Source organism: Flavobacterium sp. (assembly GCF_049590715.1).
Lineage (GTDB): Bacteria > Bacteroidota > Bacteroidia > Flavobacteriales > Flavobacteriaceae > Flavobacterium.
This window is the reverse complement of sequence record NZ_JBAWDL010000144.1, coordinates 1-16,954: the sequence shown is the minus strand read 5'-3', so window position 1 is coordinate 16,954 and position 16,954 is coordinate 1. Positions and strand designations below refer to the sequence as shown.

Below are 16,954 nucleotides of genomic sequence, written 5' to 3'. Positions count from 1 at the left end.
AAAAATATAAAAAGATTGTATATTTGCACCGGCAAGTCCTACACGACCAGCTCCTGCAGACTCCCCCAGGATGGGAACATAGCAAGGGTACGTGGTTGAGCGGTGCGATGTAGGTCGCTTGCCATTTTTTTAAAATTATACAAACGTAGTCTTCCTTAGGGAAGATTTTTTTATTTTTACCCCTTTGGGAAGTTGGGAGTTAGAGGTTATGAGTTAAAGGTTGTAAAAGTTTAAAATAGAGTGTTAATGTCAAACTTAATTTAGACTTAGGCATAATATTTTAACGCACAAGGTATTTACGCATAACCTATAAGACATAACACCTAACAAATAACTCATAACATTTAACTTAAGAAAATGAGTAAAGTAGTTTTGATTACAGGAGGTTCTTCAGGTATTGGGAAATCCATAGGTGAATTTTTGCACCAAAAAGGATTTACAGTTTATGGTACGAGTCGTAATCCAGGACGAATTATTGATACTGTTTTTCCTTTATTAGCTATGGATGTTCGAAAAGTGGATACTATTCAAGCTGCTATTAGTGAAATAATAAGTAGATCAGGTCGTATTGATGTTGTGATTAATAATGCGGGTGTTGGAATCACAGGTCCTTTAGAAGAAATTCCAACAGAGGAAATTAAGAATAACTTTGAAACCAATTTTTTTGGTCCTATCGAAGTTATGAAAGCTGTTTTGCCACAAATGCGTAAACAACAATCAGGATTAATAATCAATGTAACTTCGATTGCAGGTTATATGGGATTGCCATATCGTTCTGTTTATTCGGCTTCGAAAGGAGCTTTGGAGTTGATTACCGAAGCGTTGCGTATGGAGGTAAAACAATTTGGAATTCAGATTACAAATGTGGCTCCTGGAGATTTTGCTACAAATATCGCGTCAGGACGTTATCATGCGCCAGTGATTAAAGGTTCATCTTATGAGAAAGTCTATGGTGACATGTTAAAAACAATGGACGATCATGTGGATGAAGGAAGTGATCCACAAGATATGGCGCTAGCGGTGTTTAAAATAATACAAGATCCAAAATCAAAAGTACATTATAAAGTAGGTGCGTTTATGCAAAAGTTTTCGATTGTATTGAAGCGGATTTTGCCTGATACGTTGTATGAAAAAATGCTAATGAATCATTATAAGTTGTAAATTAGCAGCGATTTTAAGGACTGTATTATTTGCAGGAATTAATTTTAGAGTACTGAACTTGAAATGTAATGGTTTTGCGTGAGGGATAGTAGCGGAAAGCCCACAGCAGTATGTAGCGATAGCGGAATAATGCGAGGACTTGTAGCGTATAGCCCGACCCGAGTTTTTACGGAGGGTCACGCCCAAAGAATGAGACAATTAATATAAATAGATAAATATGAAATTTTTTATTGACACGGCTAATTTAGCTCAGATTAAAGAAGCGCAAGAATTAGGCGTTTTGGACGGGGTAACAACAAATCCATCTTTGATGGCGAAAGAAGGTATCACGGGAAAAAATAACATTTTGAAACATTATGTGGATATTTGTAATCTTGTAGAAGGTGATGTAAGTGCAGAAGTAAATGCTTTGGACTTTGAAGGAATGATTAAAGAAGGTGAAGAATTGGCAGAATTACACGATCAAATCGTTGTGAAATTACCAATGACTAAAGAAGGTGTAAAAGCTGCAAAATATTTCTCAGATAGGGGAATTAAAACGAATGTAACTTTAGTATTCTCTGCAGGTCAGGCATTATTGGCTGCTAAGGCTGGAGCGACTTATGTTTCACCATTTATTGGACGTTTGGATGATGTTTCGACTGATGGATTGAATTTGATTCAAGAAATTAGAGAGATTTATGATAACTACGGATATGAAACTGAGATTTTGGCAGCTTCTGTACGTCATACCATGCACATAGTAAACTGTGCTAAAATTGGTGCTGATGTTATGACTGGACCGTTATCAGCGATATATGGTTTATTAAAACACCCTTTGACAGATATTGGATTAGCGCAGTTTGTAGCTGATTTTGAAAAAGGAAATAAATAGTTGGGAAAAAGTGTTAAGGGTTAAGTGTTAAGTAGGGTGAAAAGCTTCTAGCTTATAACACTTAACCCTTCACTTTTTTTAATTTAAAGTTAAAGCGCCTAAGATTTCTTCGGATAGGAAAGGACCTCCAGGATATGATGCTGTGTAATCGAGATTAAGCCAGATTTGATTTCTTTCGTCAATATGGTAATGTAGTTGTTTGCGATAACTTTCCTTAGAAAATAAAACATTTTTAATTAGGTAGTTCACAGTTTCTAGGTCATTCATACTACCTATGAGTATTTCTGGATAAATATGTCCTTTGGTGTGTATTAATCGCGGAGTCCCACCGATGGCTCTTACGCAAGCCGCCATTAGAATCGAATGATCGTCACAATCTCCTGAAAAATAATCCAAAGATTCACTTGCTGTTGCTATATAATCCCCATCTTTTGGATCACTAACGTAATTCCATCGTTTATTGATTTCTTTGAAAACAGCAAAACATTGTATGATGGTTCTGTAATCCGAATAACCTCGGATATTTTTAAAATTTTTAGTCGTTGCCATTATAGCAAAATTCCTAACTTTAGGATTTTTGTATTCTATTGCGTTTAAAATCAATGATTTGTTAGGAAAAGGTAACAATTTAGATACAATAATATCTTGTGGAAAAGGATTGTCTGACATGGTGTAAATCATTGAATCGTAGTCTTCATATATGCTGTGGAAGCCGTAATTACCAATTATTGTTCCATAAAATAAGACCAACATATATGCAAAAACACAAATGATAATAATGGTTCGTAACAATCGTAAAGCCAACTGAATGGCTATTATTAAAAAGATGAATAATAAAATTCTATCTAAATTGAAGGGCCAGTTGAGTTCGATGAGATTTTCGTGAGCAATGAGGAACAACGGAATAGCTATCAAAACATTTAAAACAAAAATAATCACATCATCCCAAGGTTTTTTGACTTGAAGACGTTGTTTTATTTGTGTAAAAGAAATGTTTTTAATATTTATCATAGTAACCAATAATGGTAAAATCTAGAATGTTTTTACAATTTCCTCAAAAGTACCTATTTTATCAATGATTTTAAGTTGAAATAGTTGTTTTTGAATATTGTTTAATGAATTTTCATCAATATTTTTTTGAGACCATTCTGTAAGAGCAAGCCATTCTTGAATGTCTTCGAGTTTTTGATGGTATTTCTCAGCCAGTTTATTGTCGATACTTGGTATGTTCTTGAAGGTTGTGGTTGTTTGATTAATGATTTCTAAAAGCGTTTGAATGATTTCAGGTTGGTTGTTTAGAACCTCCTCACGAACAGCAATTACAAAACAAGGCCAAGGAGTAGGGCAGTCGGCTACTTTTCTAAAAATTCCTTTGTCAACGAGCGGTTTGGTCATAAAATATTCCCACATGAAATAATCAGCTGTTCCGTTTGTTAATGCTTCGACAACTCCGTCAATGGTATTTACAATTTCAAATTGGAGTTCATCTATTTTCCATCCTTGATTATCAGCATTAACATAAGTCATTAATTGAGAGTCAGATCCTATTCTAGAAATGGCAACTTTTTTGTTTTTTAAATCATTAACGGTTTTATAATTAGAATTAGCTCCTACATGGATCCCCCAAATCAAAGGTGATTCTACATACATTTGGATTATTTTACTTGGGTTTCCAGCGCTGATGTCTTTGACAATTCCTTCAGTTAAGATGACTGCTATATCCGTTTGACCTGAGCGCAACATTTGACACATTTTTCCTGTTCCCTCGGGAACGTCTGTCCATTGTAAGTCAATGTTTTGTTTTTCGAATGCTTGTTCTTTGATGGCTAAATGCCAAGGAAGGTTGAAGTGTTCGGGTACGCCAGCTATTTTTATCGTTGTCATTTTTTATTAATTTTGGAACACAGATCTAAGAAGTTTGAAAAATATTAAAAATTGATGTTAGATTTTATTTATGCTTTCTATTTTTAAATTAGAGATTACAATTTTATAACCATCAGGATCTTCAATCATTTTACCGTTTTCATTCCAATAAGGGTTTTTTGAAGTCAGATAAGTAATATTGCTTTTAGTTATATTTTTGATGATATTTTCATATTCTACGTTACTTTTAGGGTAAAATACTAAAAGGTCGTCTTCATTAAAATTAAAAGAGATTATTTCATTGGTTTTAGTGAATTCTAAATGCCAATCAAAATTACTATTACCTAAAAATAAACCATCATAAGAGTCGTGTTTCTCAAAACTACCTAATACCTTTAAGTTAAGAATAGTGGTATAAAAGACACGAATTTTTTCTAAATCATTTGTATGACGGGCTATTCTGAGTTTCATTCTTTAGTGTTTTTTTGAAGACAGATCTAAGAAATTGAAGAAATCTTAAAAATAGGTATTACCCTTTACTTATTATCTTTTGTACTAGGAACCTATTTAAGTGTCCTGTAGGATTATTTTAAATTTCTTTAATTTATTAAAATCTGTGTTCCTTCCTCGATTATTTTACATAAAACGTAATCAATTAATTTTTCAATAGCTTCATCAGGATTGCTACTAAAAGTTCCATTTGCACGATTAGCAATAATAGCATTTAATGAAAGCGCATGATGTCCTAATAGTGCGGATAGTCCATAAATTGCAGTCGTTTCCATTTCGAGGTTAGTGATTCTTGTTCCGTTGTAATTGAAAGAGTCCATTTTGTTATTCAAATTTTCGTCTTGAATGGCTAAACGCAACACTCTTCCTTGTGGACCAAAGAAGCCGCCAGCGGTAGCTGTAACTCCTTTGTGAATATTGTCATTCTCAAACTGTTTTTCTAGTTTTTCAGAACAATGAACCGCATATGGTCTTCCTTTTCGAATGTCCCAATTGGTATGTTTGATGAAAGCTTCTTCCAGTGCGGTAATAGTAACCGAATCGTTTTGATAGGAGCGAAGCATAGTGTCAAGACCTAGTCCTATTTTGGATAAAACAAATGCATTTACTGGAATATCCGCTTGTAATGATCCAGAAGTTCCTATTCTTATAATATTAAGCGAGGTCAGTTCTTTTTTTATAGTTCTGGTTTCTAAATCAATATTAACCAAAGCATCCAATTCATTCAGAACAATATCAATATTATCAGCACCAATTCCGGTTGAAAGGACAGTTAGTCTTTTACCTTTATAGGTTCCTGTTTGGGTTTTGAATTCTCTTTTTTGGGTCGAAAATTCAATGGAGTCAAATAAACGGGTTATTTTTTCTACACGATCTGGATCACCCACAAAGATAATATCGCGTGCAATATTTTCGGGTTTTAGATTTAAGTGGTAAACACTTCCGTCTGGATTTAAGATTAACTCTGATTTGGGTATCATTAATTATTTGTTTAGAGTTTAAGGTTTAAAGTTGTGTAATCGTTTTTATCCGCCTACACGTTTTACTTTAAATCCTTTTTCTTTTAAAATAGTCATAATTTTATCTCGATAGTCTCCTTGAAGAATGAGCGCACCGTCTTTGAAACTTCCACCCACGCTTAGTTTTGTTTTTAGTTCTTTGGCAAGGAGTTTAAAATCTTCGTCTTCGCCTTCATAGCCTTCAATGATAGTAGTCGCTTTGCCTTTACGCTTTTCGTATTTGCAAATCATCGGTTCTTTTTGAACGTGTAATTCGTGTGGAGTATCGTCAATTTTCTCTGGTTCGTTGCTAGGAACGTGGTCAGGAAATAAGTTTTTTAATTGGTCTTCTAGGTTCATAACTATTTTTTTAACCGCTAAGTCGCAAAGATGCTAGGGTTTTTATTAAAATGTGTTGAATTATATCTCTTTGTTTCTTTTGGTCTTTGCGGTAAATTTTGAAGCAAAGATTTGAATAATAGTAAAAATTTTATGTCTTTATTAATCCCAATTCCACCAAACGTTCATAAAGAAAATCACCAGCGGTAATATCTTCAAATTGTTTTGGATTCTTATCATCTATACAATTTTCTAAGCAATTTAAAGGCATATCACTCACAGGATGCATGAAAAACGGAATAGAATATCTCGATGTTCCCCATAATTCTCTAGGAGGATTTACGACTTGGTGTATAGTTGATTTTAATTTATTATTAGTATGTCTTGACAACATATCGCCTACATTGATGACTAATTCGTCAGGTTGTGCAATGGCATCAATCCAGTCACCATTGTGGTTTTGTACTTGTAAACCTTTCCCTTGAGCACCCATCAATAATGTAATCAGATTGATGTCGCCATGAGCAGCAGCTCTGATTGCATTTTCTGGTTCGCTCGTAATAGGAGGGTAGTGTATGGGGCGAAGAATGGAGTTTCCTTCTTTGGCATAGTTGTCAAAATAGAACTCATCCAATCCTAATCGTAACGCCAATGCTCTTAAAACATAAATTCCTGTTTTTTCGAGCATTTGATAAGCTTGTTTTCCCGCTACATTAAAGCGATGTAATTCATCAACTGTTATGTTTTTGGGATATTCTGAAGCATATTTTGAGTTGTCACTTACATATTGTCCAAAATGCCAAAACTCTTTCAAATCTCCTTCTTTTCTGCCTTTGGCGTGTTCTTTTCCAAAAGAGACATAACCACGTTGTCCGCCAAGATTTGGGTCTTCGTATTTGCGTTTGGTTTCAACAGGAAGGCTAAAGAAATTTCGAATTTCAGCATAGAGTTCGTCCACCAAACTTTGATCTAAAAAGTGTCCTTTGAGTGCTACAAAGCCAATATCTTCAAAAGCAGCACCTATTTCGTTTACAAATTTTTCTTTACGCTTCGGATCTTCGGATAGAAAATCAGCTAAATCAACACTGGGAATATTTTGCATTTTTTTGTTTTAGTGTTATGGGTTATATGTTAGGGGTTAAGGATAAAAGTTAAGTGTTATATGTTAGGAGTTATGGGGCAGAGGTTAAATCTAATAAGTTATGAATACACAATTTTATAGTTTCTTTTTTTTAGACAAAGACACTTAACCTCTAACGTTTAACTCATAACTTCTTTACCTATTTCCTAATTTCGCTTTTTCTTTTATGATGTCTCCAATTTTACGGTTTTCAATTTTACTTTCGAGCCAAGAAATAATATCAAGATAGAGAAAAGCTCTTTTTTCGTAAGGAATCTTTTCCAACTCGATAAAACGTTCTCTCATTTTGATAAATTCCTTTTTGATCTCTGAGGGATAAATATTGTTCAAGTTTTTCATAAAACGAATGATTTCTTTTTGAACTTCATGCAAGTCATTCATTTTAAGTAAGAATTTATAGGTGTTCTTGATTTGGGTTTCTAGATGAAAATCTTTCCCCAATTCATAATGACAAATCAAATATAATAATCGGGCAAAACACATCAAATCCTCACGCATCGTCAGGTTTTTGTTGTTGATGATTTTTTCTAAATAATAAATAGATTCATTGAATTTATCAGAACCAAAATAAATACAAGCAATCTTATAATAGAATAACATCTCATGGTGTTCGTCTAAGTGATCGCTGTGTACTTTTATTTTGTCTAAAACAATTGGGATTAAATACTCACTTTCCTCGAAAGTTCCTTCAAGAATATGATAATTTAATTTACTGTTGTACAAATACAAAAATGACAAGGAAGCAATATTGTCGTTTACTGGAAAGCGAGGATCCTCAATCGTTTCTTCTAATAATTTTAGGTATTTTTTGAATTTAGATTGGTATTTAAGCATGAAAACTGATTCCAGAAAGTAGTTGTTCCCTTTTAAGAAAAACACCGGATTCAAATAAATCATATTAGGATTGTCATAAAAAAGCGTCACCCACTTTGAAGCATATTTATAACTGGCTAAGAAATCTTGAACCAAAAAACTACGCCATAAGTTGGCATTGTAAAACCAATATTTTTCTCTGAAACCAAATTTATTTTCATCTAGTTTCGCTGTATGTTTGATAAAATAATCGTCAATATATTTGTATTCTTCATCGTCTTTTACATAACCTGTTTTGAGCATAATACCATACAATTGTAGTGATAAATTTGATAATTTACTCGAAATTGTATTACGGTAATTCAATTCTTTGGCTTGAATTACGAGTTCGTCAGCGCGTCCTTGAATACTTCGGGTGATGTATTGTGATTCGATTAGTTTTTCAAATTCAACAATTTCAAAAGCGATGTATTTTTCATCACTTTCTAAAGCCTGAATTTTAGTTTTATCTAATATTTTTAAACTCTGCTTGTATAAACCTTTGTTGTATAAAATGGTAGCGAAATCAATTTGTTCTCTCAATTGATAACGTACGTTTTGACTTGGGATATTCAAACGGATACTTACCAGAATTTGTTTGTATAAATACGATTTAAGGTTCGATAATTGCACCTTTTTGATGATGCCACTTTTTAAGATGATTTTTTCATCATAAACCTCTGATTTATCTAAAATATTGAATAATTCTATGAATTTTGTATTTGAACTCGTCTCCAATCGGCTTGCAAAAATCTTGAATTGTCTTTTCTCAGATTTTGAAAGTGATTTTATTAGCACAAATAAGAAATCTTTTTGATGGTTAGCCATTGTAAAATACAGGTACTTAATTATTTGTAAATCAGTGTCTTATAAAGTATTAATACCCTTTATAAGCAGTATATTTCATTAATTTTAATTTTCTATTAAAGTAATGAAATCTATATTTGTTATGAAGTTGTGAAATTACATTAAATAAATTAAAATGAATAGAGAGAAAGTTCAAATTTTTGATACCACTTTAAGAGACGGAGAGCAAGTTCCAGGATGTAAATTAGATACCAAACAGAAACTCGTTATAGCAGAACGATTAGATGGAATGGGGGTTGATGTCATCGAAGCTGGATTTCCTGTTTCTAGTCCTGGTGATTTTTTATCTGTTTCTGAAATTAGTAAAATTGTAAAAAATGCAACTGTATGTGGATTAACACGTGCAGTGAAAAATGATATAGATGTTGCTGGTGCAGCACTTAAATATGCTAAACGACCTCGTATTCATACAGGTATTGGTACTTCTGATTCACATATCATCTACAAATTAAATACGACTAAGGAAGATATCATTGTTAGAGCTAAAGCAGCTGTAGCACATGCTAAAACCTATGTTGAAGATGTAGAATTTTATGCAGAGGATGCAGGTAGAACGGATAATGCTTTCTTAGCACGAGTCTGTGAGGAAGTCATTAAGTCAGGTGCTACTGTGCTTAATATACCTGACACCACTGGATATTGTTTGCCACATGAATATGGTGAAAAAATAAAATACCTTAAAGAAAATGTAAAAGGGATTGAGAATGTTACTATTTCTTGTCACTGTCATAATGATTTAGGTATGGCTACAGCCAATTCTATTGCGGGAGCGATGAATGGAGCGAGACAAATCGAATGTACTATTAATGGTATTGGAGAGCGTGCAGGAAATACAGCACTTGAAGAAGTGGTGATGATTTTCAAACAACATCCTTACTTGAATTTATATACAGATATCGACACCAAACAATTGAATGAAATGAGTCGTTTGGTATCTGATAGTATGGGAATGATGGTACAACCTAATAAAGCGATTGTAGGATCGAATGCTTTTGCTCACAGTTCTGGTATTCACCAAGACGGAGTGATCAAAAACAGAGAAACATACGAAATCATGGATCCATTAGAAGTTGGTGTGACTGAATCATCCATTATCTTAACGGCAAGAAGTGGTAGAGCGGCATTAGCTTATAGAGCTAAAAAAGTAGGTTACGAATTAACAAAAGTACAATTAGATGTAGTCTATGTTGAATTTTTGAAATTTGCAGACATTAAAAAAGAAGTAATGGATGATGATATTCATCAAATCATTGAAGCTTCAAACTTGAAAGGCGATTTAATTAGAAATTAACCAAAGTCATGAATTTAAAAATAGCGGTACTTTCAGGAGACGGAATTGGACCCGAAGTGGTAATGCAAGCCAAAAAAGCTTTGTACGCCATTAGTACGGCTTTTGATCACGAATTTATTTTCGAGGATGCTTTTATTGGTGCTATTGCTATTGAAAAATCAGGAAAAGCACTTCCTACTCAAACATTAAATTTATGTTTGAATACGGATGCGATTTTGTTTGGAGCCATTGGTGATCCTAAATATGATAATGATCCAGAAGCTAAAATTCGTCCAGAACAAGGGCTTTTGCAATTAAGACAAGAATTAGGATTGTATGCCAATATTCGCCCTATAAAACCATATAAAGAAATTTTAGAAGCCTCTCCGTTAAAAAGAGAACTTTTGGAAGGAACTGATTTGGTTTTTTATAGAGAATTGACTGGAGGTTTGTATTTTGGTGAAAAGACATTAAATGAAGAAGGAACATTCGCAACTGATTTATGTTCTTATTCAAAAGAAGAGATCGTAAGGATTTCTCGTTTGGCTTTTGCTGCAGCACAAAAAAGAAGAAAGAAAGTAACATTGGTTGATAAAGCAAATGTTCTTGAAACGTCAAGATTGTGGCGTAAAGTAGTAAAAGAAGTTAGTAAAGAGTATCCAGATGTAGAATTGGATTTTTTATTAGTAGATCATGCTGCTCGATATTTAGTCATGCAGCCTAATAGATTTGACGTGATTTTAACAGCTAATTTATTTGGAGATATTTTATCAGATGAAGCTAGTGTTTTGACAGGTTCTATTGGTGTTTTAGCATCGGCTTCGATAGGAGATAAGCATGCGATTTTTGCACCTATACACGGAACGTATTCTAAAGTAAAAGGAAAAAATATAGCCAATCCATTTGGATCTATTTTATCAGCGGCTATGATGTTAGAACATTTTGGATTGCATAAAGAAGCTAAAAAGATTTATGACGGAATTGAAAAAGCAGTACAGCTAAAAGTCGTCACGCAGGATTTGAATCCTGATTCAAAATTTGGAACAAATGAAATTGGAGAGTTTATCATCAATTTTATTTTGGACAGAGAAGATCTATTATATTTTAATAATGATAATGTAAATATTGGTAGATCAACAATAGTATAAAAAAAATAGTTTCAAGTTTAAGGTTTCAAGTTGCTCAACCTTAAACTTGAAACTTGAAACAAATAAAACAATTACAAAAAATGGAATTAAATAAATACAGCAAAACAATCACACAAGACGAAACACAACCCGCTTCACAAGCAATGTTGTACGCACTTGGATTAACTGAAGAAGATTTAAAGAAAGCGCAAGTTGGTATTGTAAGTATGGGTTACGATGGAAATCCTTGTAACATGCACTTAAATGATTTGGCTCAAGATATTAAAACAGGTGTCTGGAAAGAAGATTTAGTCGGTTTGATTTTTAACACCATTGGTGTTAGTGATGGTATTTCTAATGGTAACGACGGAATGCGTTTTTCATTAGTTTCTCGTGATGTAATTGCTGATTCTATTGAAACAGTTATGGGAGCACAATGGTACGATGGTATGATTGCTGTACCAGGTTGTGATAAAAATATGCCTGGAGCATTAATGGCTATGGGTAGAGTAAACCGTCCGTCTATTATGGTGTATGGTGGATCAATTCACCCAGGAAAATGGAAAGGGGAGGATTTGAATATCGTTTCTGCTTTTGAAGCTTTGGGTAAAAAAATAAAAAATACAATTACTCCAGAAGATTTCAAAGGTGTAATTCAAAATGCTTGTCCTGGCGCTGGAGCTTGTGGCGGAATGTACACGGCTAACACGATGTCATCAGCGATTGAAGCTTTAGGTATGAGTTTACCTTACAGTTCTTCTAATCCTGCGTTGAGTCCAGAAAAGAAACAAGAATGTGTTGATGCTGGTGCAGCTATCAAAATTTTGTTAGAAAAAGATATTAAGCCTAGAGACATTATGACTCGTAAAGCATTCGAAAATGCGATTACGATTGTAGCTGTTTTAGGTGGTTCTACGAATGCAGTTATGCACTTAATTGCAATGGCGCACTCAGTGGGTATTGAATTGACATTGAAAGATTTCCAAGATATCAGTGATAAAACACCATTATTAGCCGACTTGAAACCAAGTGGTAAATACTTAATGGAAGATTTACACAATGTAGGTGGAGTTCCAGCGGTAATGAAATATTTACTAAAAGAAGGTTTGTTACACGGGGATTGTTTAACTGTAACAGGAAAAACAATTGCTGAGAACTTAGCTTCAGTTGCAGATTTACATGATGGTCAAGAAGTAATTTTTGAAATCCAAAAAGCATTAAAAGCAACTGGAAACATTCAAATTCTTTACGGAAACATCGCTTCAGAAGGATGTGTAGCTAAAATTAGTGGAAAAGAAGGAGAATTCTTTGAAGGTACTGCAGTAGTTTTCGAAGGAGAAAAAGAGGTAATCAGAGGAATACAAGCTGGCGAAGTAAAACCAGGAAACGTAGTAATTATTCGTTACTGTGGTCCAAAAGGTGGTCCAGGAATGTCAGAAATGCTAAAACCAACCTCTGCTATCATGGGAGCAGGTTTAGGAAATACGGTTGCTTTGATTACTGACGGACGTTTCTCAGGAGGTTCTCACGGATTTGTAGTAGGACACGTTACTCCAGAAGCTTATGAAGGTGGCGGAATTGCATTAATCGAAAACGGTGATGTGATTACTATTGATGCTGTGAATAATACAATAGATATGAAAATATCTGACGAAGAATTCGCAAAACGTAAAGCAAACTGGAAAAGACCAGAGTCAGCAATCAAACAAGGAGTGTTGTTGAAATACATGCGTTCTGTATCAAGTGCATCTGAAGGATGTGTGACGGATAAGTTTTAGTTATAAGCTTTGAGCTTTCGGCTGTCAGCCATGGGCTATGAGCCTTGAGTAACTAACCTTGAATAAATAAAACAAAATCAGATAATAAAATAATAATAAGCTGTAAGCCACAAGCCGAAAGCCGACAGCTCAAAGCTGAAAGCCGATAGCCCAAAGCCCAAAGCCCAAAGCCCAAAATATATGAAAATATCAGGAGCAGAAGCAGTTATCAGATGCTTATTAGCCGAAGGAGTAGATTTGGTTTATGGTTATCCAGGTGGAGCAATCATGCCAGTTTACGACGAATTATATAAATTTAGAGATCAATTGCACCATGTATTAGTACGCCACGAACAAGGGGCTGCTCATGCTGCACAGGGATTTGCTAGAGCTACTGGTAAAGTTGGGGTCTGTATTGCTACTTCAGGACCAGGAGCAACAAACTTGGTTACTGGTATTGCTGATGCGCAAATCGATTCTACCCCTTTAGTTTGTATTACAGGACAAGTAGGAAAGCATTTATTAGGATCAGATGCTTTTCAAGAAACAGATATCATCGGAATTTCGACTCCAGTAACCAAGTGGAATTACCAAGTTACCGAAGCAGATGAAATCCCTGAAATTTTAGCGAAAGCCTTTTATATAGCAAAATCAGGTCGTCCAGGTCCGGTTTTGATAGATATTACCAAAAATGCACAATTTGACACATTTGATTTTAGCTATGAAAAATGCTCAGGAATCAGAAGCTATAAACCAACACCTACTTTAAATGTAGATAAAGTTAAAGAAGCTGCTGAGTTGATTAACAATGCCAAAAAACCATATATCGTTTTTGGTCAGGGAATCATCCTTGGAGAAGCTGAGGCTGAACTGAAAGCAATGGTTGAAAAAGCAGGTATTCCTGCCGCTTGGACTATTTTAGGAGCATCCGCATTGCCTACAGACCATCCTTTAAATGTTGGTATGTTAGGTATGCACGGGAACTATGGTCCAAACTTGTTAACTAATGAATGCGATGTTTTAATTGCATTGGGTATGCGTTTTGACGATCGTGTAACAGGAAATTTAGCAACTTATGCTAAACAAGCAAAGGTGATTCATTTTGAAATTGACCCTGCCGAAGTGGATAAAAACGTTAAGACTGAGGTTGCTGTTTTAGGAAATGTGAAAAAAGCTTTGACTGCATTATTGCCTTTATTAAAAGAGAATAAACACGAAGATTGGCACAACGAATTCAAGAAATACTACCAAATAGAATTGGATGCGGTAATTAATGAAGAGTTAAAACCAACTAAGAAGGAAGGTATTTCTATGGGTGAAACGATCGAAATGATTAACAAACACTCTAATGGAGATGCGATTATCGTTCCAGACGTGGGACAACACCAAATGTTTGCTTGCCGTTATGCTAAGTTTACTACTTCCAAAAGTATGATTAACTCTGGTGGATTAGGAACCATGGGATTTGCATTACCAGCAGCTATTGGAGCTAAAATGGGAATGCCAAATCGTGAAGTAGTTGCAGTAATTGGTGACGGTGGATTCCAAATGAACATTCAAGAATTAGGTACTATTTACCAATCAAAAGTTCCTGTGAAAATTGTGGTTTTAAACAACCAGTTTTTAGGGATGGTACGTCAATGGCAAGAATTGTTTTTTGACAACCGTTATGCTTCTACTGAAATGGTGAACCCTAACTTTATTGCTATTGCTGAAGGATATTACATCAAAGCAAGAAAAGTAACTAAAAGAGAAGATCTAGACGAAGCAGTTGCAGAAATGATGGCTTCTAAAGACTCTTATTTCTTAGAAGTTATGGTAGAAAAAGAAAATAATGTGTTTCCTATGATTCCTACCGGAGCATCGGTTTCAGATATGAGATTAAGCTAAAAAAGTTTAAAGTTTAAAGTTTCAAGTTCGCAATACAACTTGAAACTTTAAACAACAAAAACTTTAAACTAAAAATTATGGAAAATAAAACATTCACGATTTCTGTGTATTCAGAAAATAACGTAGGTTTGCTGAATAGAATTTCGGGTATCTTCTTGAAGAGACACATCAATATTTTAAGTCTAAACGTTTCTGAGTCAGAGATCGAAAACGTTTCTAGATTTATCATTGTGGTGGATACCACGGAGAAATGGGTTCAGAATATTGTAGGTCAAATAGAAAAACAAATCGAAGTAATTAAGGCATACTATCATTTAGATGAAGAAACTATTTACTTAGAAAATGCTTTATTCAAAATAAATTCAGATTTATTATTTGACGAAAGACAAATTCAAAATATCATTAAGGAAAGCAATTCTGAAATTGTTACTGTTTCGCGTAATTTCTTTGTGATTTCAAAATCAGGAAGACGTTCAGAAATAGAAGAATTACACGAAAAATTAAAACCTTTTGGAATCATGCAGTTTGTTCGTTCAGGACGAATTTCAGTTTCAAAAGAACCAATGAAAATATCAACATTATTACAAGAATTAAATATAAATAAATATTAAAAAATGGCAAATTACTTCAATACATTATCTCTTAGAGAAAAATTAGACCAATTAGGCGTGTGTGAATTCATGGATAAATCTGAATTTACAGACGGAATAACTGCTTTAAAAGGAAAAAAAGTAGTTATTGTAGGTTGTGGAGCTCAAGGTTTAAACCAAGGTTTGAACATGAGAGATTCAGGGTTAGATATTTCTTATGCTTTGCGTGCAGAAGCTATCGCTCAAAAGAGAGTTTCATATACGAATGCAGCTGATAATGGTTTTACAGTAGGTACATATGAAGAATTGATCCCAACTGCTGATTTAGTATGTAACCTTACACCAGACAAACAACATACTGCTGTAGTTACTGCTATCATGCCTTTAATGAAACAAGGAGCTACTTTGGCGTATTCTCACGGTTTTAACATCGTTGAGGAAGGAATGCAAATCCGTAAAGACTTAACCGTTATTATGTGTGCTCCTAAATGTCCAGGTTCTGAAGTACGTGAAGAATACAAAAGAGGATTTGGTGTACCTACACTAATCGCTGTTCACCCAGAGAACGATCCTAAAGGTGAAGGTTTAGCTCAAGCTAAAGCATACGCTGTAGCAACAGGAGGAGACAGAGCAGGAGTATTGCGTTCTTCTTTCGTGGCAGAGGTAAAATCTGATTTAATGGGAGAGCAAACGATCCTTTGTGGATTGTTGCAAACAGGATCAATCTTATGTTTCGACAAAATGGTAGCTGAAGGTATTGATGCTGGTTACGCTTCAAAATTAATCCAATACGGATGGGAAACGATCACTGAAGGATTGAAATACGGTGGAATCACTAACATGATGGACAGATTGTCTAACCCAGCTAAAATTGCAGCATTCAATGCAGCAGAAGAGTTGAAAGACATCATGCGTCCATTGTTTCAAAAGCACATGGATGACATCATCTCTGGAGAATTCTCTAGCACAATGATGGCTGACTGGAACAATGATGATAAAAACTTACTAGCTTGGAGAGCAGCAACAGGAGAAACTAATTTCGAGAAAACTCCAGCTGGAAATGTTGAAATTTCTGAGCAAGAATACTACGATAACGGTACCTTAATGGTAGCTATGGTAAAAGCAGGAGTAGAGTTAGCTTTTGAAGCAATGACTGAGTCTGGAATCATCGAAGAGTCTGCTTACTACGAGTCATTACACGAAACACCACTTATTGCGAACACAATTGCAAGAAAGAAATTGTTCGAAATGAACCGTGTGATCTCTGATACTGCTGAGTACGGATGTTATTTGTTTGATCACGCTGCTAAGCCATTAATTGCTGAGTACGTGAAAAACGCACCATCTAACATGGTTGGTCGTCCTTTCGGAAACACTTCAAACGGTGTTGACAACAAAGAATTAATCGAAGTAAACGCAATCATCCGTAACCACCCAGTTGAAGAAGTTGGAGCTTGGTTGAGAGAGTCAATGACTGCAATGAAAAAAATCGTATAAATCACGATTTATATCGTTGTCAGACTGAGCTTGTCGAAGTCTCATAACGATAATAAAAACTAAAAAGCGGAGTATTCATTTACTTCGCTTTTTTTTGTGCCTTGTTTTTTTTAGGAGCACAGCGTTTGGTGGTTTTAAGGAAGTTGGGTTCCCGCTTTTCGTTTCAATCTTGTGGCGGCGTAAACGCCAGCCGCCACAAGGATTTCCACTGCAATCGG

The 16,954-nt window shown here is 34.6% G+C and carries 15 protein-coding genes and 1 other RNA gene; 9 read left to right on the top strand and 7 right to left on the bottom strand.

Translation table 11 applies throughout. The features are described 5' to 3' along the window. Positions 1-29: 29 nt before the first annotated feature. The 3 genes from ffs (at position 30) to fsa (ending at position 2,035) form a co-directional block, all read left to right on the top strand. Positions 30-127, top strand: an RNA gene (gene ffs, locus WBQ70_RS06690) — signal recognition particle sRNA small type. 230 nt (positions 128-357) lie between these two features. Then, complete coding sequence (locus WBQ70_RS06685) at positions 358-1,161, top strand: SDR family oxidoreductase (protein WP_423912048.1); 804 nt, start codon at positions 358-360, stop codon at positions 1,159-1,161. Between the two features lie 217 nt (positions 1,162-1,378). Further along, positions 1,379-2,035, top strand: a complete 657-nt coding sequence (gene fsa, locus WBQ70_RS06680; RefSeq protein ID WP_423912045.1) for a fructose-6-phosphate aldolase — start codon at positions 1,379-1,381, stop codon at positions 2,033-2,035. 78 nt (positions 2,036-2,113) lie between these two features. Here the strand turns inward: fsa and WBQ70_RS06675 are convergent, their stop codons facing one another. The 7 genes from WBQ70_RS06675 to WBQ70_RS06645 form a co-directional block, all read right to left on the bottom strand. Beyond that, positions 2,114-3,046 carry a transglutaminase gene (locus tag WBQ70_RS06675; protein WP_423912044.1) on the bottom strand — a complete coding sequence of 311 codons (933 nt, stop codon included), beginning with the start codon at positions 3,044-3,046 and terminating at the stop codon, positions 2,114-2,116. Positions 3,047-3,067: 21 nt separating this feature from the next. Beyond that, positions 3,068-3,919 carry a substrate-binding domain-containing protein gene (locus WBQ70_RS06670; RefSeq protein WP_423912041.1) on the bottom strand — a complete coding sequence of 284 codons (852 nt, stop codon included), beginning with the start codon at positions 3,917-3,919 and terminating at the stop codon, positions 3,068-3,070. 57 nt (positions 3,920-3,976) lie between these two features. Next, complete coding sequence (locus WBQ70_RS06665; RefSeq protein ID WP_423912038.1) at positions 3,977-4,369, bottom strand: VOC family protein; 393 nt, start codon at positions 4,367-4,369, stop codon at positions 3,977-3,979. Between the two features lie 128 nt (positions 4,370-4,497). Continuing rightward, complete coding sequence (locus tag WBQ70_RS06660) at positions 4,498-5,388, bottom strand: nucleoside phosphorylase (RefSeq protein WP_423912035.1); 891 nt, start codon at positions 5,386-5,388, stop codon at positions 4,498-4,500. A 45-nt stretch (positions 5,389-5,433) separates the two neighbouring features. Next, entirely contained in the window at positions 5,434-5,766 is a 333-nt protein-coding gene (locus tag WBQ70_RS06655) for a translation initiation factor (RefSeq protein ID WP_423912032.1), read from the bottom strand. A gap of 130 nt (positions 5,767-5,896) precedes the next feature. After that, positions 5,897-6,847: an isopenicillin N synthase family dioxygenase gene (locus WBQ70_RS06650; RefSeq protein WP_423912030.1), complete on the bottom strand. Its 951-nt coding sequence runs from the start codon at positions 6,845-6,847 to the stop codon at positions 5,897-5,899. A gap of 174 nt (positions 6,848-7,021) precedes the next feature. Continuing rightward, the gene (locus WBQ70_RS06645) at positions 7,022-8,566 is read right to left on the bottom strand and encodes a hypothetical protein (protein WP_423912027.1); all 1,545 of its coding nucleotides are present in this window, start codon (positions 8,564-8,566) and stop codon (positions 7,022-7,024) included. Between the two features lie 154 nt (positions 8,567-8,720). On the opposite strand from WBQ70_RS06645, the gene WBQ70_RS06640 reads away from it, so the two are divergent. From WBQ70_RS06640 to ilvC, 6 genes are all read left to right on the top strand, one after another. Further along, on the top strand, positions 8,721-9,896 hold the full coding sequence (locus WBQ70_RS06640; RefSeq protein ID WP_423912024.1) for a 2-isopropylmalate synthase: 1,176 nt from the start codon (positions 8,721-8,723) through the stop codon (positions 9,894-9,896). An 8-nt stretch (positions 9,897-9,904) separates the two neighbouring features. Next, on the top strand, positions 9,905-11,023 hold the full coding sequence (leuB, locus tag WBQ70_RS06635) for a 3-isopropylmalate dehydrogenase (RefSeq protein ID WP_423912022.1): 1,119 nt from the start codon (positions 9,905-9,907) through the stop codon (positions 11,021-11,023). Between the two features lie 80 nt (positions 11,024-11,103). Further along, entirely contained in the window at positions 11,104-12,780 is a 1,677-nt protein-coding gene (gene ilvD / locus WBQ70_RS06630; protein ID WP_423912019.1) for a dihydroxy-acid dehydratase, read from the top strand. Between the two features lie 180 nt (positions 12,781-12,960). Further along, entirely contained in the window at positions 12,961-14,649 is a 1,689-nt protein-coding gene (ilvB, locus tag WBQ70_RS06625) for a biosynthetic-type acetolactate synthase large subunit (RefSeq protein WP_423912016.1), read from the top strand. A 77-nt stretch (positions 14,650-14,726) separates the two neighbouring features. After that, the gene (ilvN, locus tag WBQ70_RS06620) at positions 14,727-15,260 is read left to right on the top strand and encodes an acetolactate synthase small subunit (protein ID WP_423912013.1); all 534 of its coding nucleotides are present in this window, start codon (positions 14,727-14,729) and stop codon (positions 15,258-15,260) included. Positions 15,261-15,263: 3 nt separating this feature from the next. Further along, positions 15,264-16,736 (top strand): ketol-acid reductoisomerase, encoded by a 1,473-nt coding sequence (ilvC, locus tag WBQ70_RS06615; protein WP_423912010.1) that lies wholly within the window; start codon positions 15,264-15,266, stop codon positions 16,734-16,736. The last annotated feature ends 218 nt before the right edge of the window (positions 16,737-16,954 follow it).